This window comes from Kitasatospora sp. NPDC056181, assembly GCF_042266225.1.
Taxonomy (GTDB): Bacteria; Actinomycetota; Actinomycetes; order Streptomycetales; family Streptomycetaceae; genus Kitasatospora.
On record NZ_JBHJUK010000062.1, the window covers coordinates 12698 to 33065 of the forward strand.

A 20368-nucleotide genomic window follows, 5' to 3' on the forward strand; every position below is an offset into this window, starting at 1 on the left:
CCATGGACACCCAGCTCACCACGCGGGACGACGCCGCCCACGTGCTGCTCACGCTGCTCGCCGCGCACGGCGACATGCAGCCCGACAAGTTCGAGCTGTGCGAGTACGAGACCGACACCGGAGACCTGGACTGGGGCGTGTGCCTGGTCATCCACGACTCGCTCACCCGCTTCGAGCACTGGCGCGCCGTGCTCGACCTCGACCCGTCCCGGACCGGCTACAGCGCCTGCCGCCACGGCGCGTGCCTGCGCGCCGCCGGCGAGTACCAGGGCGTGCCGGTGGACCTGTTCGCCGTCGCCGACACCCCCGGGGAGTAGCCGTGGGCCGACCCTGCTTCTGGGACCCGGCCGGCGACCGGCACGGCGGCACCCCCACCTACCCGTGGCGGATGGCCCCGGCCGGCCTGCTCACCCGCCGACAGCTCCGCGCCCGCGGCCTGCGCCCCGGCGGTCAGCCCGTCGCCGGACAGATCCTCTGGCGCTCCCGCCGCACCACCACCGGTGTGCGGGCCGCCTACCTCTACCGCCTCACCCTCGCCAAGCCCGTCCGCCCGATGACCGACGCGAGGGCCGCCGCCCTCGCCAAGGCCAACCAGGCCCGCCGCACCTGCTCGACCTGCGGCACGGACGCCGGCTACGTCCTGCCCGCCCACCTCGGCACCTGCCTGCCCTGCGCCGACCGCATGCCGCTCGCCGCCTGAGAGAGGACACCACCATGACCACCGCGAACACCCCGCCCCGGCAGACCCGGGGCACCAACGGCGCCACCCCCAACGGTCCCGCCGCGGGCGGCGCCACCCGCAACGGCTTCGGGGCCGGGGCGACGTTCTCCCCCGGGCTCAACATCAACGTCAACAAGAACACCACTGCCGGCGGCGGGGGCGGCGCCCCGCAGACGGGCGCGGCCGCGAACCCCGGCACCGGGGTGAACCGCACCTCGGCCCTGGCCCTGCCGGAGCCCGCGTTCTACTCGGCCGCCGACGTGCGCTCCTACTGCGAGGCGCTGCGGGCGTTCGCCTCGTACTCCGCGATCGAGGTGGAGGTCGCGGCCGAGATCCTCAAGGCCGCGCTGGAGCAGGCCCCCGGCGCGGCGGGTGACCACGTCTTCCAGCAGAAGATGCGGGCCCGCGCCGTCGCGAAGAAGCTCGCCAAGGCCGCCGACGCCCTGACCGACGCGGCGAAGGACGCGGCCGCCGCGTGGGCCGCCTTCCAGCGCGAGTACGCCGACGTCATGACCCCCCGCCCCGCCCCGCAGCAGCGGCGCCCGTTCCAGTTCTGAGAGGAGCACACCCATGGCGAAGAAGGACACCGTCGACCCGGAGGCTCAGCACCGGGAGAACCTGGAAGGCGCCAGCACCGGCAAGGGCATCGCCGCGTGGATCGCGCACCGGGCCAAGCCCTACACCCCGCCGTGGATCCTGACCGGCACCACGGGTGTGGCCGGGACGCTGGCGTGGGTGCCGGCGCACGGCTCCACCGGGTACGCGGTCGGTCTGACCCTCGGGTCGGTCGCGCTCACCGGGGCGACCGCGTGGGTGGGCAAGACGACGTCCATGCAGCGGCGCCTGCACTCGGCGGTCACCGTCGCCGCCGGGAGCGGGTGGTTCACCGGGGTGGCGCTGGCCGGGTGGAACAGCGTCACCTTCGGCACGTTCTGGCTCGGCGGCAGCGTCCTCGCGCTGTCGTGGAACGTGCGGCAGGTGATGCGCCGTAACCCCGACGCCGTCCAGGTCGCCGCCGACACGGACGGCTCGCTGCTGGAGAAGGTGAAGCTCGCCGGGACCAGGATCAGGAAGGCGGAGGTGGAGCCGAACCGGGTCACCGCCGCCCTGGTCCTGCCCGCCGGGGAGCTGACCAACGACGACGTCGCGAAGGCGCTGCCGAACCTGGCTTCCGCGCTGGACGTCGCACCCACCGCGGTGCGGTACCTGCCCGATCCCGGCTCCGCCCGCCGGGGCGACCTGGTGGTCGTCCCGCGGGACATGCTCGCGGACGTGGTCGAGTGGGAGATGCCGACCAACGTCGGCGGCTCGATCGCCGAGCCGCTGGTCATCGGCCGCTACGACGACGGCTCCGCGCTGCAACTGTGGCTGCCCGGCGACCCGCAGGCCGGCCGCAACTCCACCCACCTGGGGATCTTCGGCGTGTCCGGCTCCGGCAAGGGCGACGGCGCGCTGAACGTCCTCACCGAGATCATGGGCCGCCGCGACGTCATCGTGTGGCTGTCCGACCCGAAGGCGTTCCAGGACTTCGGCCCGCTGCGGCCCGGTTTGGACTGGGCCGTGGAGGGCGGGGCCGAGACCGAGACCATGGTCACCGCCCTGCAGGCCGTCATCCCCGCCCGCACCCGGTGGCTCGGCGCCCACGGCTACCGCCAGTGGACGCCGGCCGCCGCCGAGCAGCAGAGCGACCGTAGGCACTCGTGCCAGAAGGGCCGCGCCTGCGGCTGCGAGGGCATGCCGTTCCTCGTCGCCTGGTTCGAGGAGGCCGCGAACACCCTGCGCTTCATGGGCGAGGACGCGTTCACCGGCGCCGCCCAGGAAGCCCGCTCCGCCGGCATCGCCCTGGTCATCAGCCTCCAGCGCCCCAGCCACGACCAGATCTCCACCAGCACCCGCGCGAGCCTGCCCAGCGCGCTGGCCTTCGGTCTGGACGCCCGCGACGAGGGCATGGCCCTGCCCGGCCCGGTCCTCGACGCCGGCGCGCACCCGGGCGCCTGGGGCAACCGCCGCCCCGGCTACTGCTACCTCGTCACCCCCGGCGTTGAGGAACAGCGCTACAGCGCGCCCGGCCGCACCTGGCGCTTCACCGGCCAGGCCGCCCGCGTCATGGAACAGCTCGCTGCGTGGGCGAAGCGCAACGGCGCCAAGGTCGACCCCGTCACCGCGAAGGCCGCCACCGCCGCCGTCGGCCGCGCCTACGCCGACCGCCACGCCCGGAACAGCAGCGACGACGAGGACGAGGACAGCGTGTACGTGGACGAGGACGACAGCGGGGCGGAGCGGCGGGTGGACCCGGAGGACGAGGGTCTGGACCCGCAGGCCGAACTGCCCCCGGTCCCGGACACCCTCGCCGACACGGTCTTCGGCCCCGGGTCGGCCGCCCCGGACTTCACCCCCGACCAGGCCCGCGCCGCCATGGACGCCATCGTGGCCGCCTTCGAACAGGACGGGGTGATGGTGATCGGCCCCAAGGACGTCATGGAGCAGGCCGCCCGGTTCGGCCGCTCCCGCCCGTGGGTCTCCGGGGAGTTCCGCCGCCTCGTCGAGGACGGCCGGTTGGTCCCCGCCGCGCAGAAGGGCCGGTACCGGATCACGCCGTCCCCGGCCATGGTCTGACACCCCTGACACCTGACACCCCCTGACACCCATTCCCCTAGGCAGACGGGGTGTCAGACGGCCTCTGACGCCCTCTGACACCCCGCCCTGACACCCACCGCGCACGCCCCTGACGGGAGAAGCACGTGGACCACTTCGCCAGCCCTCAGCCGCCCGCCGCCCCGGTGCTCTACACCCCGGACGGCACCCCCTACTACGCCACCCCGGCCCCGCTCGCCGCCCCGCCCGCCCTCTACCACCCGGCCGCGGCGCTGCCGGTGCCCGCCCAGCACGCCGCCCCCGTGCTCTACGCCCCCGCCCCGCTCCCGCAGCACCTGCCCGCCGTCGGGGCCCGGGACCCGTGGCCCGCCCGCCTGGTCGCCGGCGGCATCGGGATCGGCGGCGCCGGCATCGGGATCGGCTTCCTCGCCCAGGCCCTCGCCGCCGCCACCACCGCGCTCGGCTTCGTGGCCGCCGGCCTCGCCGTCGTCTGGCTCCTCAAGACCACCGGCGGGGGCGGGGGCCGGGGTGGGCAGGGCGCCGTGAACGTGAGCGTCAACATGACCAACCGCAACCGCTGACCAGGAGGAACCCGGTGACCGAACTCGCTCTCGCGCTCGGTGCCCGCCCGGCCGCCGCCGTGCTGCCGCGGCGGCCGTGGAACGGCATGACCGTGCTGGACGCCTACTGCAACATCGGCGGCACCGGCATGGGCTTCCACCTCGCCGGATTCGACGTCGTCGGCGTCGACGTCCTCGACCAACCCCGCTACCCCTTCGCGTTCCTGCGCGCCGACGCCGTCGAGGCCATCACCGCCCACGGCCACCGGTTCGATCTCATCTCGGCCGGGCCGCCCTGCCAGTTCGACTGCACCCTCACCGCCGGCACCAACGCCGCCAAACGGGACCGCTACCCGGACCTGTTGGAGCCGACCCGCACCGCGCTGGAGTCCACGGGGCGGCCGTACGTGATCGAGCAGCCCCCCGGTCGCGCCTCCAAGCGCATGCGCGTCGACCTGACGCTGTGCGGGGAGATGTTCGGCCTGCGGGTGCTCAGGCACCGCAACTTCGAGGCCGGTGGCGGCCTCACCCTCGACCGGCCCGCCCACGTCCCGCACCGCGGCCTGACCATCGGCTACCGCCACGGACGACTGGTCACCGAGCAGCAGGGCCGCTACTTCCAGGTCTACGGCAACGGCGGCGGCAAGGGCAGCGTCCCGCAGTGGCAGGACGCCATGGGCATCCACTGGACCGACGTCCGCCGCGAGCTCGCCGAAGCCATCCCACCCGCCTACACCCGACTCATCGGCCACCAGGCCGCCGCCCGGCTCGCCGCCGGGCCCGCCACGCTCGCCGCCTAGGACCGGCGCTGTGGCCGCCCACCTCGACTGGCGCGACGCCTCCCACTACGACCGCACCCGCACCCTGCCCTGCCGCTGGTGCGGCCCACCCACCCCGCTCCGCGACGACCAGCGCAGGCCCGCGCACAAGGTCTGCGCCGGGAACGCAGCAGACGACAGCGGCGGCCCCCTTCCGGCAAGAACCGGGGCCGCCGCCTATCCAGCACCATCACAGAGAACTGGAGACACCCAGCATGACCCATGCGACTGAGATCCGGGGAGAACGCCTGACCGCCGCGCTCTTCCTGGCGGCCTCCGGCGTGCCCGTGCTGCCGCTGCGCGCCGGGAAGAAGACGTTCGGCAACTGCCGGAACTGCGCCGGAAACGCGTGCGGCGGCCGGCCGAACATGAAGACCCCGGGCCCCTGCACCTGCCCGAAGCCGTGCCACGGCTGGGCCGCCGCCACCACCGACCCGAACGTCATCACCTCCCAGGCGTGGGCATGGGCGTGGCGGGAGGCAGCCGCGGTGGCCTACCACCCCGGCGGCGCGGGCATCACCGTCGTGGACCTCGACAACGCGGAAGCCATCGCGTGGGCGCACGCCACCCTGCCCGCCACCCGGACGGTCGCCACCACCCGGGGCGAGCACTGGCTCTACCGGGGCGTCATGCCCTCTCGGAACGCGGTGCGGCCCGACGTGGACATCAAGTCGTCCATGCAGTACGCCCGGTGGCTCGGTCCCGGCACCGGCACCATGGCCGTCCTGCCGGACGTGGTCCGCGACCTGGTCGTGCGGGAGCCCGCCCCGGTCCGGCCGGCGGCCGTCACGGTGCCCGCACCGGCCGGGGGCGGGACGTGCCCCCACCGCACCCCGACCTTCCTGGAGCGCGGCATCGCCATGGCGGAGCAGCGCATCACCGCGGCCGCCGGCGCGGTGCACGCCACCGTGTTCGGGGCGTTCCTCGCGGTGCTGGCGACGCACGGGCGGTGCGGGTGCCTGACCGAGGCGCACACCGCGCGGCTGTTCACCGCCGCGCAGGCCAAGGGCGAGTCGCCGCGGCACTGCGCCGACGCGTGGGCCAACGCCCTGACCCGGCTGGGGATGTAGCCGTGGCCGAGGACGAGAAGAACCCCGCGCGCGCGATCATCGCCGACTACGCGCAGATGCACTTCCGGTACTTCCGTACCGCCGACGGGACCGTGTACGCGCAGCGGACCGGGCACCCGGTGGCCCGTCCGATCCGCTCGCAGGGCACGACGGGAAGCCACCGCCAGGAACTCATGGTCGGCCTGTTCAAGGACGGGGTCGGTGTGTTCAACGGGACCGCCCTCAAGGAGGCGCTGGACCTGATCGAAGCGCTCGCCCTGTCCGAGGACGTGCAGCCCGTTCACATCCGCGTGGCCCCCGGGTTCGACGGGGCCACCTGGCTCGACCTCGGCCGCAGCGACGGCCTGTCCGTGCGCATCCACCCCACCGGCTGGGACATCGCCACCCCGGACCCGCGTGAGGTGTGCTGGCGACGCACTCAGCTCACCGGTGAGCTGCCGCTGCCGGCCAAGGACACCGACGGCAAGGGGATCGACCTCCTGCTGAGGCTGTGCAACTTCGCCAACGCCCAGGCCGAGTGCCTGGCCATCGCGTGGCTGATCGGGTGCCTCGGGCCGTCCGTCCCCGTCCCGGCGCCGTTCCTCACCGGTCCGCAGGGTGCAGGCAAGTCCACCGGCGGCCGGATGCTCGTGCGGATCATCGAGGGCATGAGCGGTGACCTGCGCAGGGCACCAAAGGACGAGGAGAACCTGATCGCTGCCGTGGCGGCCGGGTGGGTCACCGCCCTGGACAACCTCTCCCACATGACCCCGGACCTGTCCGACGCCATGTGCTGCATCGTGACCGGAGCCGAGAGCGTCAAGCGCGCCCTGTTCACCGACGGCGACGTGCACCGCGCCAGCTACCGCCGGCCCCTGCTCCTGACCGGCATCGACGTCGGCGTCATCCGGCCCGACCTCGCCGAACGCCTCCTGCCGCTCCGCCTGGAGCGGCCCCGCGTGCGACGTACCGAGGCGGAACTGTGGGCGGAGTACGCGGACGTGCTGCCCGTCGTCCTCGGGTCCCTGCTCGACCTCACGGTCAAGGTCCGCGCGGCCGAGGCGGAGACCCCCACCGACCTGCGCATGGCGGACTTCGCCCACCTGTGCGCGCAGCTCGACGCGGCGACCGGCCTCGGGGCGCTGACCGCCTACCGGGCCAGCCTGGACGACCTGAACGACGACGTGATCGAGGGCGACCTCCTCGCGCAGACCGTCCTCAAGCACGCCGAGACCATCGCCCCGGGCGAGGCGCAGCGCATGACCTCCACCGAGTGGCTGCACTGCCTCAGCCGCCTCTTCAGCGGCGACGACCTCCGTTCCCTGCCCAAGGGCTGGCCGACCACTGGCAAAGTCCTCTCCGACCGGCTCAAGCGTCTCCAGCCGACCCTTGCGGCCCGCGGTGTCCTCATCGACACGGGCCGAACCAGCGAGGGCCGCTACCTCGAAATGGCCCGCCCGGCCACCGCACCCCCGCATGAGCAGCAGCCGCTGATCTGATCCGCACCGCCGCCGGACAAGCAAGAGGAGCACCCGCCGCCGGCACCGGGTGCTCCTCTTGCTTGTCGGCTGTTCGCTCTACGAGGGGCCGCCTACTACAACAGCCAGCCCCTCTTTTTTCCTAAGTAGGAAGACGCTGCGTCATGTGCGTCATACGGGCCGGAAAACGGCCCCCGACCTGCGGCGACAGCCATGACGCAGACGACGGCCGCTGCGTCATCCTTCGTCATCTGCGTCATGCGATGACGCAGCCCATGACGCACCCATGACGCAGCCCCCCGCCGCTGCGTCACGCAAAACCCCAGGTCAGAGGCCTAAATGACGCTGATGACGCAATGACGCAGAAATCCGCACCTCGGACAACCGCGCGCACTCACCCACCTCACCGCCAACCCCGCCGAGCCGCTCTCCCCCCGCGACCACACCCCGGCCCGCCCACCACCACGCGGACCGCCCAGACCGTCACCCCGCCCGCTCCACCAAGGAGAAGCCGCAGTGACCACCGCCACTTCCAAGCGCCGCCTATCCGCCGGCACCACCACTGACCGCCCACAGACCCGATCAGCCGCGCCAGAGCGACTACTGAACGTCCGTGAGGTCGCCGAGCTTCTGGGCACCTGGAACACCAGTGGCGAGCGCTTCCCCCGCCGCCTGATCGAGGAACGCCGGATCACCTTCGTCAAGGTCGGCCGCCACGTCCGCATCCCGGAGTCCGCCATCGCCGAGTTCATCGCCGCCAACACCGTGCAGCCGATCGGCGCACGCCGCGCCAACCACAGGAGTGCTGCCTGATGCCCAAGAACAACCGCCGCCGCTTCGGCTCCGTCCGCCAACTGCCCTCCGGCCGCTGGCAGGTCCGCTACTACGACCCGGTGACCGGCCAGCGCCGGCCGGACGAGAAGACCTACGCCACCAAGACCGATGCCGAGATCAGGCTCAGCCAGCTTGAGGCCGACATCAGCCGCGACGTGTGGTCCGACCCCGACGCTGGAAAGGTGACGTTCGGCGAGTACGCCGAGCGCTGGCTCAAGGACCGCAAGCTGGAGGAGACCACGCGGGAGCGGTACGAGGGCGTGCTCCGGCTGCACATCCAGCCGACCTTTGGTGAGCGCTTCGTCTCGGAGATTGCGGCCCCGCGGGTGCGATCCTGGCGAACACATCTGCTGGAGTCGGGTGTTGGCGAACCGACCGTGGTCAAGGCGTACGTCCTGCTGCGATCCATCATGAACACCGCCGTGGATGACGAGGTGGTCAAGCGCAACCCCTGCCGGATCGACGGGGCCGACACCTACGACGTACCGGAACGTCCCGTGCTGACGGTCAAAGAGGTGTTCGCCGTCGCCGGTGCCATCCAGCCGCAGTGGCGTGCACTGGTTCTCCTGACGGCCTTCACGACCCTCCGTTTCGGGGAGCTGGCCGCGCTCCGCCGCCGGGACGTGGACGTGGAAGCGCGCATTCTGTGGGTCCGCCGGAACCAGGCCGAGCTGAGCAACGGCACGCTGTTCGTCAAGGCCCCGAAGAGCCGCGCCGGCTTCCGCCCGGTCGCATTCCCCGACCTGATCGTCCCGGACCTGGAGCACCACCTTGAGCGCCACGCGGCCAAGGGGCAGGACGGCCTGTTCTTCGTCGGCCCCCGCGGCGGCCACCTGCGCCGGAGCAACTTCCGGGACGACTGGACGGCGGCCAAGGCGAAGGCCGGCGTGTCCCCGGACATCCACTTCCACGACGTTCGGCACACGGGCAACACCCTCGCGTCGCAGAACGGGGCCAGCACCCGGGAGCTGATGACCAGGATGGGCCACAGCACCACCCGGGCCGCGTTGATCTACCAGCACATGACCAGCGACCGCGACCGGGCCATCGCCGACCGCATGGGTGAGGCGGTCCGCCAGGCGCTCGCCAAGGGCGAGCCTCCGGAGGCATCGGGCACGGGTGGGGCACGGCCCGAGTAGCCGGCCCGCCCTCCCGCCACCCGGCAAGATCCCGAGGCCGCCACCCCCACCGGGGGATGTGGACTCTACGTGGACTTCACCAGCAAAAACGCCCCGAACCGGATCCCGGTTCGGGGCGTTTTGCATTGCGCTGAGGCTGAGCCCCCTGTCGGGTTCGAACCGACGACCCCCGCTTTACAAGCTCGAACACAACCATCCGGGACCAGCACGTGTTGATCCGAAGGCCTGGAATGAAGTGCTCATCGAGACGTGCCAGTTCGCTGCCGTGCGCATGTGTTGATGTCGAGAAGTGATGTCAGCGGTTCCACGCGTAGGCAGTGACGATGACGGGGCCCGACCCCGCCAGGGGGCGGGCTCAGCGCGGGCCGTCAGCGGCTGGGCTGCAGCTAGCCGAACGGTGGAGGGGTGGAAAGCCCCCATGTCTCGGGCTCCCGAGCACCGTCAGTTGCGGGCACCTGCGAGACCAGTCACCTTGTGCCCACCCTCCATGCCGGCCACTGCCCGCTCGAAGAGCGCTCCCGACGGCCTGTGCGGCAGGTCGACCACCCGCACCAGGCGGAACCCCTGGCCAAGGTAGTAGCTCTGTAGCCCTGGGTTGGTCTTCCATGCATCGAGGCGCAGGAACGGCTTTCCCTTGGCCGCGGCGCGGTCGCTCGCCCAGTCCAGGAGGTTGCCCCCAAGGCCGCGCCCGGCAACCTCCCGCGCCACCGCCATGCGGTGAACATAGAGGGCATCCTCCGGTGCATCGGATGCCTCCCAGAACTCCGGGTCTGCCTGGTCATCCACGGTGAAGGTGGCCACGGGCACCCCGTCAAGGCAGGCGAGGAAGCATTCTCCCCTGTCCATGGCGCTGACCAGCCGGTCGCGACGTGGAGGGAACTGCCACTGATCAATCCCGCGCGATGCCAGCCATTCGCTTGCTCCGGTGAGCAGCGCTTCGACCTCCCCGAGCTGGTCTCTGCTGGCAGGTCGAATCTCAAGCTCAGGCATTGTCGGCATCCTCTGGGTCGCGCTCCTGCTCGTAGGTGATCACGTGCCGGTCGCCAGGCAGGATGGACACGGCCACGCGGACCGGGCAGCCGTTTTCTGCGTACCCGGTGCGGACATGCTGAGCCACAGGCGTGCCCGCCCCCAGTTGCAGCCGCTTGGACTCCTCTGGGGTCGGCATCCGAACGTACAGCTCATCGATTGCACGAACCTGTCGATAGCCCATTTCGCTGAGAACCTGGTTGGCGCCGCGTACTATGTCCGCCGGCCGGATGATCTCCGAGTCCTGCACGATGCTTAGCGGGAAGTAGGTGTCGTTCAGGTTGAACGGCTCCCCGTCGAGCGACCGGATGCGCCGACGTACCGCCGCCAGTTGGCCGGGTTCCAGGTTCAGGCGCTTGGCGATGTCCGCCGGCGGCTCCACGATGGTCACGTCGATGCTTTGGTGCGGCTCGCGTCCGTCTGCCGAGTGCTCGGTGACAAAGGCGTCCATCTCTTCGGAGTACGGCCGTGCCCGAAACTCCTCCTGCGGCCGGAAGACCATGGGTCGGCGCTCGCGGACGAAGTAGCCACGGGGCCGGGCAGGCACCACTAGACCCTCGTTGACCAGGGTCTGAAGAGCCTGCCGCACGGTGCCCCGCCCAGCGCCGTACTTCTCGCTCAGCTCAGCTTCGGTCGGCAAGCGGTCGCCGACGCCGACGGCGCCAGTGGCGATCTGCTCCCTGAGGGCGTCGGCGATCTGCTGGTACATCGGGGGTCGCCCAGCTCGGGTCGTTGCTGCCATGGGTCTATGAAACCGCTCTGCCGAGTCCATTGTCCAGTCAATGCGAACGATGGGGTTGACGCTCGCCCTGAGTCGGTGTCAGCATCTCTCTCGGCGGCATTGTCCGAACAATCTGGACGATGAGGCCGGTTCAGTCCTGGGGGCCTTCTTTGGGCTGCCCTGAGCTGGACATATACGCCCGGAGGGGTGGGGTGACAGCCCCCCGAAGGAAGTGCCGTTCCTTGAGAACTCAACAGAGTGCTGATCGAAAACGAGTGACTTTGGTCCCCGATCCGTGCCGCATGTGGCGGGTCGGGGGTCATGGCTACTCGTGCACCACGAGCAGCTGGGCCCGCATGAGTCGGGCCGCCACGCCCCCGGCCAAGGAAAGCGTGGCGGCCCTCGTGGGCTCACACCCATCTACCAAGAGGTGAACCCGTGAAGTCGATTGTTGCAGGTCAACGGGCCGTTTCGGCCCGGGAGTTCGCTGAGCTGGCGCTCGGCATCGACAACGCGCCGTTCGACGCGCTGTTCGGTGGCGTGGCCGGCGAGAGCGCCACCGAGTACGCGGCCCGGACCGACGTGGCCCGGGAGGTGCTGGCCGAGCTGTACGAGACGGACCCGGAGTCGGCGGCGGTGGCCGCCGAGCTGCTGCGGTCCGCGCCGGTGCCGCTGCACCGCCAGGCCGCCTGCCGCCGGCCCTGGCCGGAGCTGGCCGCGTGACCCGGGCCGGGAAGTTCTGGATGGTGGCGGCCCTGCTGGCCGTCGTCGGCATGGCGTTCCGCGTCTCCTGGAACGCATTGAAGGACGTGGCGTCGGCGATCGGGGCCGACCCGACCGCCTCGACCGTCTACCCGCTGGTGGTCGACGGCCTGATGGCCCTCGCCCTGATCGCCGTACTCGTCCTCATCGGGGACGACCGACGGTTCGCCCTGCGGGTCCTGGTCGGCTACACCGCCGCCTCGCTGGTCCTCAACTACGTGCACGGCCTGGTGCCGACTCTGCACACCGGCGGTCGGATGCGGCTGGCCGACTGGGCGCCCGCCCATTGGGCGCTGGTCCTGCTCGCGTCGTCGCTTCCGGTCGGGTCGATCTACTTCGGGTCGGACCTGGTGGCAAAGGTCCTGCACCACAAGCCCGAACCGGCAGAAAAAAACCAGACCACATCAAATCGGTCGGGGTCTGACCTGCCCGAACCCGTGACCGCCGAGCCGGACTGGCCGCTGTACGAGTCGGCCGACCCCGCGCCTGCCCCGGCCCCGACCACTCCGCCCGCCGAGCCGACCGAAGCGCCCGCCGACCCTGCGCCGGTCGAGCCGACCCGGAAGCCGACCGCGACACCGCCGGCGCGGCCCCGTCGGACGACCGGCACCGTCCCGGCGGCGGCCCGCACGACCCGACCGAAGCGCACGGCGGACGAGCTGCTCGCCGAGGCCCGGTCGGTCACGGCCGACTGGCCGGACGCCGATCTGACCGCCGACCGCATCCGGACCGAGCTCCGCACGTCGGCCGACCGGGCCCGGGCCCTGCGCCACCTGCTCAAGGCCGAACGCGCCGTCCCGGTTGAGCCGGCCGAGGCGGAGCGGCCCGCGCTGCACGCCGTTCCCGACCCCGCCCCGGTCACTGGTGAAGCGACCACAGAGACCGTCAACTCCAGCGAGGAGAAGGCATCGTGACCACCCAGATCGCCACCCGGGACGACGCCGCGTACGTGCTGCTGACGCTGCTCGCCGAGCACGGGGACATGCAGCCCGACGAGTTCGAGCTGTGCGACTACGAGAGCGACAGCGGAGAGCCGGACTGGGGCGTGTGCCTGATCATCCGCGACTCGATCACCCGGTTCGAGCACTGGCGCGCCGCCCTCGACCTCGCCCCGTCCTGGACCGACTACAACCGCTGCCGCCACGGCGCGTGGCTGCGTGCCGTCGGCGAGTACGACGGCGTGCCGGTGGAGCTGTTCGTCATCGCCCTCGCTGACTGATCTCCGCCTTGGCCGTGTCGATCACCGGTCGACTGGCACAACTCCTCTGCATCACATGACCTTTGGAGTCTTCGTGAACAGCGTCCGCGCCGCCCGGTTCGCCGCCGTCTATGCCCTGCTGCGGGCGTCGGCGGACGTGGCGGACCACTGGGTCCAGACCGACCACCAGGCCGCCACCAAGGGCCAGCACGACCACAACGAGGGGCAGCGCAGCGCGGCCGGCCGCCAGGCTTGCGCCGCCCACGTCGCCGCCTACACCGCCGCCCAGGCGGCCGCGCTCATCGCCGGTAGCCGCCTGCTCGGCGTCCGGCTCCGCCCGGGACCGGTCGCCGCCGCGCTCGCCCTGTCCGCCGCCACCCACTACGTCGCCGACCGCCGCGAGCCCCTGCGCCGCCTGGCCGACGCCACCGGCAAGGGCAACTTCGTCCGCCTCGCCGACCACGGCATGAACGGCGCCTACGCCCTCGACCAGGCCTGGCACCACGCCTTCGAGACCTGCGCCGCCCTCATCGCCTCCGCCTGAAACCACCACCAGGGAGAACCCGCCATGTACCAGCGCCCGCCCGTGCACCGCTACCCCGTCAAGGGCATCGTCCGCGTCATCACCGGCCTGACCACCTCCCACTGGAAGTGCGACGGCTGCAACGCCACCAGCTACCCCATGACCCGCCAGCGGGCCGCCGAACAGGCCGAGCGCCACGGCGCCACCTGCCGCTCCCTGCGCCGCTCCTGACCCCCTCGTCGCTGTCCTCGGCAACTGACCGGAAGGAGATCGCCATGGCGTTCAACGGTGGGGACGAAGTGCTGATCGTCTCCTGCGAGGACGACCCCCGGGCCGTCGGGCGGACCGGCCGGATCGTCGACGAGGCGCCCCCGGGCCCGCTCACCGACGGGCGGTGGACCGTCCACCGGATCGGCCTGCTGATCGGCCCCGTCCTGTGCCACACCCACGAGCTGCGGCCCACGGGCCGCTGACCACTCGCTCTGCACCCGGGACGGCCGACAGCTTGCCGGCCAGGCGGCCGTCCCGGGCCCCTTTCCGCACCACAGCCGCAGTGAGGAAGGAACACCCAGTGAACCAGCCGCACAGCACCGACCGCAGCACCGATCCCGGCCCCGGCGGGGGCGTGGTGGTGGACCTGGACAAGGCCCGCGCCGCCCGCACCACCGCCGCCGACCCGGCCCCGCCGCCCGTTCCGGTCGAGGGTGTCGTCCTGCCCAACCCGCTGCCCGGCCCGGCCCGGCCGCCGGCGTGGGTGCGCGGGGGCCGATCCGTCCACGTCGTGCTCACCGACGACCGGACCCGCACCGCCTTCCGTCTGGTGGTCCGCCACGGCGCCTACGTCGTCTCCGGGGCGCGCATCGCCGCCCGCCGGGCGTGGGACGGCCGCACCCTGGCCCGCTACGAGCGGATGATGCGCACCGCTGAGGCCGCCGGCCAGCACGAGGTGGCCATGGAGTGGGAGGTCCGCGCCGCCGCCTTCCGCGCGGCCCGACACCAGCGCCGCATGGACCTGCTGAAGGCCCCTCAGCAGTTGGCGAAGTCGGCCGCGTTCGCCGTCGGCACGGCCGAGGGGGCGCTGATCCTGCTGGGCGTGGTCCTGGCCATCGCCGAGAAGGACATCGCACAGTTGGTGGCGCCGACCATGACCGCGATCGAGCTGATCCGGTGGGTCGCAGTGTTCATCGCCATCCTGTGGGGCCCGCTCACCGTGCTCGGCCCGTGGCTGGGCCTGCTGTCTCTGTGGGCGCTCGGCCGCCACCGCCAGGCCGCCCCCGCCTGGACCCTCCCGGGCGCCGCCCGGGACGACGCCGGGGCGCCGATCACCCCCTCGGTGGTGGTGACCGCGCTGCGGGACCTCGGCATCGGCCCGCTCCGGAGTGCGATCCGGGAGATGGGCGACGCCGGCGCCGGGATGCTCGGCCCGATCCGCATCGCCGGGTGCGGCGTCGAGGTCGACGTCACCCTGCCGTCGGGGGTGTCGACGGAGGAAGTCCAGAAGCGCCGCCGCAAGCTCGCCGAGAACCTGTCCCGGCACGAGCACGAGGTGTTCATCACCATCCCCCTGGCCGCCCGCACCGTCCGGTTGTGGATCGCCGACAGCGGGGCGCTGGACGAGCCGATCGGTCCGTCCCCGCTGGTCACCGACCCCGATACGACCGCCGACCTCTACAACGGCCAGGCCCCGTGGGGCCAGGACCTGCGCGGCGACGCCGCCGCCCTCGCCCTGCTCCAGCGGCACCTGCTGATCACCGGCCTGTCCAACCAGGGCAAAACCGCGAGCCTGCGGGCCCTGGCCCTGTGGCTGGCCACGGACGTCTCGGTGGAGTTCCGCATCGCCGACCTGAAGGGTGTGGGCGACTGGCGCATGTTCGACGGCCTGGCCACCGTCCTCATCCAGGGCCCCACCGACCAGCACGTCATCGACGCGACCGAGATGCTGGAGCAGGGCGTCGCCGAGATGGAACGCCGCATCGAGCTGCTGGAGCAGTCCGGCGCGACCGACGGCGTGACCCGGGAGATGGCCCGCAACGACCCGCGCTTCCACCCCATCGTGCTGCTGGTCGACGAAGCGCAGGTCGCGTTCATGTGCCCCGCGGTCGGCGACGACAGGCGCCCCTACGGCGGGGTGAAGGCCACGTCCCGCTACTTCATGGCCGCCCGGAAGATCCACAACCAGGGCCGGGCCGTGAACGTCGTGCTGTGGCAGGGCACCCAGGACCCCACCGACCAGAACCTGCCCAAGCTCGTGCGCGAGGGCGCCCACATCCGGGCCTCGCTCGTGCTCGGCACCGAGGAACAGGCCCGCATGGCGCTCGGCGACAAGGCCGTCAACGGCGGCGCCGCCCCGCACAAGCTCCGCCAGGGCCTCGACAAGGGCGTCGTGGTGGTCGCCGGCGACGGCGTCAAGCTCGCCCCCGGACAGTCGTCCACCACGATTCGCACGCACTTCATTTCGGGTGAGGACGCCGGCGACGTCGCCGAGCGCGCCAAGGCCCGCCGCTCCGGCGTCACCACCCTCAGCGCGGTCGAGCGGCCGGAGACGGTCGACCCGCTCGCCGACGTCGCCTTCGTGCTCGGCGCCGAGAAGCGGATGCGTACTCAGGAGGTGCTGGCCCGGCTCTCCGCCCGCAACCCGGGCGAGTACCGGGAGTGGACCTTCAGCGACCTCAAGGCCGTCCTGGACCCGGCCGGCGCCGCCCCCTACAAGTCCGACGGGCAGATGGTCGTCTCCCGCTCCAAGGTCGAATCCGCCCTCCAGCTCCGCGCCGAAGACGCCGGAGCGTAACCGAAACGCCGGAGGGAGCCGGAAGGGAGGCAGGGAGTTCTCCCTCCCCGCCTCCCTGAACCCCCACCCTGCCCCTGATCAGCCCAGATGGGCGAGCCAGGGAGGCAGGGAGGTATCCCGCACCGTCCTGCCAGGGCCCCGGAAACCGGCCTCCCGGCCCGGGGCCCGCCTCCCTCCCTGCCCACCCGCCATCACTCTCCGCAACCACTAGTGAAGGGAGAGCCATCCCGTGACCGCACCCGCCCCGGCCGTGATCCGGCCGCTCGCCGCCGTCCACCTGCGCGACGCCCTCACCGCCGCCGCCGACCACCGGCCGGCCGCCGCCCTGGCCGCGCTCATGCACATCGACCCCGAGTCCTGGACCGCCATCGAGCAGCGCACGGCCCTGCTCGGCACCGACCTCATCGACCTGCTCGCCCACGCCACCCGAGGAGACGCCGCGTGAGCACCACCACCGACGCCATCACCGCCGCCGTCCTGTTCGGCCCCGGCCTCGCCCTCGCCGTCCCCGTCCTCATCTCCCAGCGCGGCGCCAAGACCGACTCCGCCGCCGTCCAGCGCGTGCTGGCGGAGTCCGCCGCCGAACGCGCCGCCCGGGCCGCCACCGACAGCGCGGCCCCGCCCGACGGCGGCGAGGGCGCCCCCGCCCTCGCCGACGGACAGCCCGCCCGCCTCGCCACCGTCCTGCCCTTCCCCGGCGCCGAGCGCCGGGCCGCCTGAACCAGGAGAACTCGCATGACCAAGCGCACCTACCTCGACCCGCGCCAGATGGGCGCCGACAACCTCGGCGACGCCGCCCGCCTGTTCATGCTCGGCGTGCGCATCGTCCGCGCCGAGAGCCGCGGTAAGTCCACCAAGCGGCTGGAGAACAAGGCCGACCGCATCCAGCAGGACGCGTTCGACCGCTGGGACGCCAAGTACGGCGCGCCCGAGGAGGACTGAGTCCGCCCGGAGCGGCCGGCACTCCCGGCCAAGGACAGCCCGGCCGCTCCGGTTTCCCCTGCTCGCCACAACGAGACGAGGAGAACCACCAGCATGACCCTCTCCACCCCGCCGCTCAAAGTCCTCGACGCGTTCTGTTGCGCGGGAGGCGCCGGAACCGGCTACGCCGCCGCCGGGTTCGAGGTCACCGGCGTCGACATCGCCGACCAGCCGAACTACCCGCACCGCTTCGTGCAGGGCGACGCCGTCGCCTACATCCGGGCCCACGGCCACGAGTACGACCTCATCCACACCAGCCCGCCCTGTCAGTACGACTGCACCCTGACCGCCGGCACCAACCAGGCGAAGCGCGACCGGTACGCGGACCTGCTGGAGCCCACCCGGGCCGCCCTGGAGGCCGTGGGCAGGCCCTACGTGATCGAGCAGCCGCCGGGGCGGGCCTCCCGGCGTATGCGCGTCGATCTGACGCTGTGCGGCGAACAGTTCGGGCTGCGGGTGATCCGACACCGCAACTTCGAGTTGGGCGGCTGGTTCATGCTCCAGCCGCCGCACGTCCCCCACCGGGGCCGCACCGCCGGCTACCGCCACGGCCGGAAGTTCGAGGGCCACTACTTCCAGGTGTACGGCAACGGCGGCGGCAAGGGCACCGTCGCCGAGTGGCAGGACGCCATGGGCATCCACTGGACCACGGACCGCCGGGAGTTGGCCGAGGCCATCCCGCCCGCGTACACGGAGCTGATCGGCCGCCACGCGGCCGCGTTGCTCGCGGACGAGAAGGTGCCCGCGTGAGTGGGCGCGTGCCGCCCCTGGCGGGCGCCGATCTGTGGCAGGCCGTCATGGCGGCCGCCGCCGGCCGCTGCCAGTGCCGGGGCACCTGCGGCAAGTCCCACGCCAAGGACGGCGGCCGATGCGACCGCGTCCACGACGGCTACCAGCAGCACCACGGCGGGGGCCGCGTCCGCCTGCTCGCCGCACCCGCCGAACCGGCCGATCTGCTGCTGCCCCCACACCGAATCGCCGCCCTGCCCAAGCGTGCCCTGGCCGCGTGGTGCGAGCGCTGCCACGACGCCACCCGCAACGCGGCCCGCAGGACCCAGCAGGCCACCGCCCCGGCCGCCGAGCCGGACGCCCTGTTCGGCTCCTGAACCAGCACCGCCCGGAGCGGCCGGCACTCCCGGCCAAGGACAGCCCGGCCGCTCCGGTTTCCCCTGCTCGCCACACACAAGGGAGAACCGCACCGCATGACCATGGACCCCGAGTTCGAGTCCTACGACAACGTCCGGCCCCTGCACGGCACCGCCCCAAGCGCCCCGCCCCACGACATGGCGGCCGAGCAGGCCGTCCTGGGCGCCCTGCTGCTCAACCCCGCCGCCCTCGGCGACGTCACCGCCGTCATGGACGTGGCCGACTACTACCGGCCCGCCCACGAGACGATCCACCGCGCCATCCAGGATCTCGGCGAGAACGCGGACCCGATCACCCTCACCGACGCCCTGCGCCGCTCCGGCGACCTCACCCGGGTCGGCGGGCCCGGTTACATCCACACCCTGGTGAACGCGGTTCCGACCGCCGCGAACGCCGAGTACTACGGGGCCATCGTCCGGGAGATGGCCAAGCGCCGCCGGCTGATCGAGGCCGGTACCCGCCTGGTCCAGGCCGCCAACGAGCCCGGCACCGACGCAGACGTACTGCGCGCGGCCCTCGCCGTCCCGGCCGAGCCGGAGCCGATGGCCTGGCCCGACCCGGTGCCGCTCACCGCCGTGCGGCACCTGCCCGACTTCCCCCTGCACGCCCTGCCCGGGTGGCTGCGGGACTTCGTTGCCGGAGTCGCCGAGGAGTCCCAGACCCCGCCCGACATGGCGGGCACCCTGGCCCTGGCCGTACTCGCCACCGCCGCCGGCGGCCGGGCCGTGGTCCAGATCCGGGGACGCTGGCGCGAGCCGGTGAACCTGTTCACCGTCGTCGCCCTGCCCCCGGCCAACCGCAAGTCCGCCGTCTTCTCCGCAATGACCGGCCCCCTCTACGACGCGGAAAAGGCCCTGGAGGCCGCCGCATCGGGACGCATCGTGGAAGCCGAGCTGACCGCCCGACTCGCCCGCGAAGTGGCCGAGACGGCCGCCATGAAGGCCGCCAAGGCCGACGGCCCGGAGAAGGACCAGCTCGTCGCCGAAGCGATCGGCCTGGCCCAGACCGCCGAGAACATCACCGTGCCGCCGCACCCGCGCCTGCTGGTCGACGACGCCACCCCGGAGGCCATCACCACCCTGCTCGCCGAGCAGGGCGGCCGCCTGTCCGTGATGTCGGCCGAGGGCGGCATCTTCGACATCATCGCCGGCCGCTACTCCGGCACCCCCAACCTGGAGGTCTTCCTCAAGGGCCACGCCGGGGACCGGCTGCGGGTGGACCGCCGCAGCCGACAGGAGTTCATCGAGGCTCCCGCTCTGACCATGGGCTTGGCCGTGCAGCCCAGCGTGCTGGAGGACATCGCCAAGGTTCGTGGCTTCGACGGGCGCGGCCTGCTCGCCCGCTTCCTGTACTGCCTCCCGGTCTCCATGGTCGGCACCCGGCGCATCATCACCGACCCCGTCCCACCGGCCGTGTCCGAGGCGTACGAGCGCAACATCACCTCCCTCACGCTCGCGCTGGCGGACTGGACCGACCCGGCCGTCCTCCAGCTCACCCCCGGCGCCGACGCCCTCCTGATCGCCTTCCAGGAACGTCTGGAGCCGCAGCTCGCAGCCCGGGGCGGGACTCTCGGCCACGTCGCCAAGTGGGCGGGCAAGCTCGCCGGCACCGTCGCCCGCATCGCCGGACTGCTGCACCTGGCCGCCCACCTCACCGACGGCCACATCAAGCCCGTCACCGAGGCCACCATGGCCGCCGCCGTCGAGCTGGGCGACTACTTCACCGCCCACGCCCTGTCGGTGTTCGAGGCCATGGGCGCCGATTCCACCGTCACCCGCGCCGCCAGCGTCCTGGACGTCTGCCGGGACAACCGCTGGCGCACCGTCAGCCGCCGGGACCTGTTCACCAAGCTCTCCCGGGGCGACTTCCCCACCGCCGCCGACCTGGACCCCGCGCTCGTGCTGCTGGAGGAACACGGCTTCATCCGCCTCGAAGCGGCCCCGCCCCGCCCACGCGGCCGGGGCCGCAAGCCCTCCCCCCGCTACGAGATCCACCCGGCCCTGTCCGGCGACGAGTAGCCAACCCC

At 72.5% G+C, this 20368-nt stretch carries 25 protein-coding genes; 23 read left to right on the plus strand and 2 right to left on the minus strand.

The annotated features are described in order from the left end of the window. The first annotated feature begins 2 nt into the window (after positions 1–2). The 10 genes from ACFC1F_RS23095 (at position 3) to ACFC1F_RS23140 (ending at position 9194) form a co-directional block, all read left to right on the plus strand. Positions 3–317 carry a hypothetical protein gene (locus ACFC1F_RS23095; RefSeq protein ID WP_376160851.1) on the plus strand — a complete coding sequence of 105 codons (315 nt, stop codon included), beginning with the start codon at positions 3–5 and terminating at the stop codon, positions 315–317. 2 nt (positions 318–319) lie between these two features. Next, complete coding sequence (locus tag ACFC1F_RS23100; protein WP_376160853.1) at positions 320–700, plus strand: RRQRL motif-containing zinc-binding protein; 381 nt, start codon at positions 320–322, stop codon at positions 698–700. A 14-nt stretch (positions 701–714) separates the two neighbouring features. Next, entirely contained in the window at positions 715–1278 is a 564-nt protein-coding gene (traA, locus tag ACFC1F_RS23105) for a plasmid transfer protein TraA (protein WP_376160855.1), read from the plus strand. A 13-nt stretch (positions 1279–1291) separates the two neighbouring features. After that, positions 1292–3337 (plus strand): plasmid transfer protein TraB, encoded by a 2046-nt coding sequence (gene traB / locus ACFC1F_RS23110; protein ID WP_376160857.1) that lies wholly within the window; start codon positions 1292–1294, stop codon positions 3335–3337. 125 nt (positions 3338–3462) lie between these two features. Then, a complete protein-coding gene (locus ACFC1F_RS23115; RefSeq protein ID WP_376160859.1) occupies positions 3463–3897 on the plus strand; it encodes a hypothetical protein in 435 nt (144 codons plus the stop codon). Positions 3898–3911: 14 nt separating this feature from the next. Then, entirely contained in the window at positions 3912–4676 is a 765-nt protein-coding gene (locus tag ACFC1F_RS23120; protein ID WP_376160861.1) for a DNA methylase, read from the plus strand. A 233-nt stretch (positions 4677–4909) separates the two neighbouring features. Further along, on the plus strand, positions 4910–5764 hold the full coding sequence (locus ACFC1F_RS23125; protein WP_376160863.1) for a bifunctional DNA primase/polymerase: 855 nt from the start codon (positions 4910–4912) through the stop codon (positions 5762–5764). A gap of 2 nt (positions 5765–5766) precedes the next feature. Continuing rightward, positions 5767–7242 (plus strand): ATP-binding protein, encoded by a 1476-nt coding sequence (locus ACFC1F_RS23130; protein WP_376160865.1) that lies wholly within the window; start codon positions 5767–5769, stop codon positions 7240–7242. A 582-nt stretch (positions 7243–7824) separates the two neighbouring features. Further along, positions 7825–8034 (plus strand): excisionase family DNA-binding protein, encoded by a 210-nt coding sequence (locus ACFC1F_RS23135; protein ID WP_376160911.1) that lies wholly within the window; start codon positions 7825–7827, stop codon positions 8032–8034. Next, positions 8034–9194, plus strand: coding sequence for a tyrosine-type recombinase/integrase (locus ACFC1F_RS23140; protein WP_376160867.1), 1161 nt, complete (start codon positions 8034–8036; stop codon positions 9192–9194). Before ACFC1F_RS23135 ends, ACFC1F_RS23140 begins: the two co-directional genes overlap by 1 nt. Positions 9195–9635: 441 nt before the next feature. Here ACFC1F_RS23140 and ACFC1F_RS23145 read toward each other — a convergent pair whose 3' ends face one another. Further along, entirely contained in the window at positions 9636–10184 is a 549-nt protein-coding gene (locus ACFC1F_RS23145; protein ID WP_376160869.1) for a GNAT family N-acetyltransferase, read from the minus strand. Further along, positions 10177–10932, minus strand: a complete 756-nt coding sequence (locus tag ACFC1F_RS23150) for a GntR family transcriptional regulator (RefSeq protein ID WP_376160871.1) — start codon at positions 10930–10932, stop codon at positions 10177–10179. Before ACFC1F_RS23150 ends, ACFC1F_RS23145 begins: the two co-directional genes overlap by 8 nt. Positions 10933–11382: 450 nt before the next feature. On the opposite strand from ACFC1F_RS23150, the gene ACFC1F_RS23155 reads away from it, so the two are divergent. From ACFC1F_RS23155 to ACFC1F_RS23215, 13 genes are all read left to right on the plus strand, one after another. Continuing rightward, positions 11383–11667 (plus strand): hypothetical protein, encoded by a 285-nt coding sequence (locus ACFC1F_RS23155; protein ID WP_376160873.1) that lies wholly within the window; start codon positions 11383–11385, stop codon positions 11665–11667. Further along, positions 11664–12620 (plus strand): DUF2637 domain-containing protein, encoded by a 957-nt coding sequence (locus ACFC1F_RS23160; RefSeq protein ID WP_376160875.1) that lies wholly within the window; start codon positions 11664–11666, stop codon positions 12618–12620. Before ACFC1F_RS23155 ends, ACFC1F_RS23160 begins: the two co-directional genes overlap by 4 nt. After that, positions 12617–12925, plus strand: a complete 309-nt coding sequence (locus ACFC1F_RS23165; protein WP_376160876.1) for a hypothetical protein — start codon at positions 12617–12619, stop codon at positions 12923–12925. Before ACFC1F_RS23160 ends, ACFC1F_RS23165 begins: the two co-directional genes overlap by 4 nt. A gap of 55 nt (positions 12926–12980) precedes the next feature. After that, positions 12981–13448: a hypothetical protein gene (locus tag ACFC1F_RS23170; protein ID WP_376160878.1), complete on the plus strand. Its 468-nt coding sequence runs from the start codon at positions 12981–12983 to the stop codon at positions 13446–13448. Positions 13449–13472: 24 nt separating this feature from the next. Next, positions 13473–13658 carry a hypothetical protein gene (locus ACFC1F_RS23175; RefSeq protein WP_376160880.1) on the plus strand — a complete coding sequence of 62 codons (186 nt, stop codon included), beginning with the start codon at positions 13473–13475 and terminating at the stop codon, positions 13656–13658. Positions 13659–13702: 44 nt separating this feature from the next. Further along, positions 13703–13900 carry a hypothetical protein gene (locus ACFC1F_RS23180; protein ID WP_376160882.1) on the plus strand — a complete coding sequence of 66 codons (198 nt, stop codon included), beginning with the start codon at positions 13703–13705 and terminating at the stop codon, positions 13898–13900. Between the two features lie 158 nt (positions 13901–14058). Further along, the gene (locus ACFC1F_RS23185) at positions 14059–16215 is read left to right on the plus strand and encodes an FtsK/SpoIIIE domain-containing protein (RefSeq protein WP_376160913.1); all 2157 of its coding nucleotides are present in this window, start codon (positions 14059–14061) and stop codon (positions 16213–16215) included. A 229-nt stretch (positions 16216–16444) separates the two neighbouring features. After that, positions 16445–16660, plus strand: coding sequence for a hypothetical protein (locus ACFC1F_RS23190; protein ID WP_376160884.1), 216 nt, complete (start codon positions 16445–16447; stop codon positions 16658–16660). Further along, a complete protein-coding gene (locus ACFC1F_RS23195) occupies positions 16657–16935 on the plus strand; it encodes a hypothetical protein (protein WP_376160885.1) in 279 nt (92 codons plus the stop codon). The genes ACFC1F_RS23190 and ACFC1F_RS23195 overlap by 4 nt, the downstream gene beginning before the upstream one ends. 15 nt (positions 16936–16950) lie before the next feature. Next, the gene (locus ACFC1F_RS23200) at positions 16951–17157 is read left to right on the plus strand and encodes a hypothetical protein (RefSeq protein ID WP_376160887.1); all 207 of its coding nucleotides are present in this window, start codon (positions 16951–16953) and stop codon (positions 17155–17157) included. Positions 17158–17250: 93 nt separating this feature from the next. Beyond that, positions 17251–17946 (plus strand): DNA methylase, encoded by a 696-nt coding sequence (locus ACFC1F_RS23205; protein ID WP_376160889.1) that lies wholly within the window; start codon positions 17251–17253, stop codon positions 17944–17946. Beyond that, positions 17943–18302: a hypothetical protein gene (locus tag ACFC1F_RS23210; RefSeq protein ID WP_376160891.1), complete on the plus strand. Its 360-nt coding sequence runs from the start codon at positions 17943–17945 to the stop codon at positions 18300–18302. The genes ACFC1F_RS23205 and ACFC1F_RS23210 overlap by 4 nt, the downstream gene beginning before the upstream one ends. Positions 18303–18398: 96 nt before the next feature. After that, a complete protein-coding gene (locus tag ACFC1F_RS23215) occupies positions 18399–20360 on the plus strand; it encodes a DUF3987 domain-containing protein (protein ID WP_376160893.1) in 1962 nt (653 codons plus the stop codon). Positions 20361–20368 lie beyond the last annotated feature (8 nt).